Consider the following 860-nt stretch of genomic DNA (forward strand, 5'->3'; position numbering starts at 1 on the left):
TACATGGCGGAGAGGTTCGGCAAAAACGCGGATGACGTGCTTGGAAAAAATGATCAATATGTTTTGGATTGCTCCGAAAAAGAGGCGGAGATTATTAATGAAGTTGATAACAGGGTTATAAAAGAAGAACGGCGGATAGCGGTTGAGGAATGGCTGTATTGCGCCGACGGCGTTAAGCGTCTTTTTGAAACGGTAAAATCGCCGCTTATACTGTACGGCGAAATAATCGGGATTATGGGCGTAGGGCGCGACATAACCCAACGTAAAGTGATGGAAGACGAAATCGCGTTTAAAACCGCCAAACTGCAAATGATAATTGATACAATCCCCGACATACTGTTCTGTAAAGATACCGATTTAAAATATACGCAATGCAACAAACCTTTTGAATTATTCTGGGGCATAAATGAAGCGGCTATGATTGATTTGACTGATGAGGACAGCATGTTGCTTCCCCCCGATTTGATAAAATATGCACATAATACGGAATTAACGGTAATGAAAGAAGATAAAATCATTACCAACGAAGTTTCAATCTCGTCGGCATTGACCAGGAAAGAAGCGGTTTTTGAATCGACTATAGCCCCGCTAAAGCAAGGTGGCAATGTTGTCGGAATAATGTGCCTTGCGCGAGATGTAACCCAGCGCAAGTTAATGGAAGAGGCAATCCAGGCCGCTTCACAGGCTAAAACGTCATTCCTTGCCAATATGAGCCATGAAATAAGAACGCCGCTTAACGTTGTTATAGGACTTACGAATTTACTGCTGGAAGATGAAGATCTGGACGATCATGTCGCTGTTAATTTAACGAAGATAAGCAACGCCGGCACTACGCTGTTAAGCATTGTAAACGATATTCT

Annotated in this window: 1 protein-coding gene; it reads left to right on the plus strand. The window is 42.8% G+C overall.

Annotated elements, in window-relative coordinates:
- On the plus strand, positions 1-860 hold an 860-nt coding region (locus tag ACYVRA_RS07520), incomplete at both ends, for a PAS domain-containing sensor histidine kinase (protein ID WP_461252122.1).

It is taken from the genome of Treponema sp. R8-4-B8 (genome assembly GCF_054786175.1).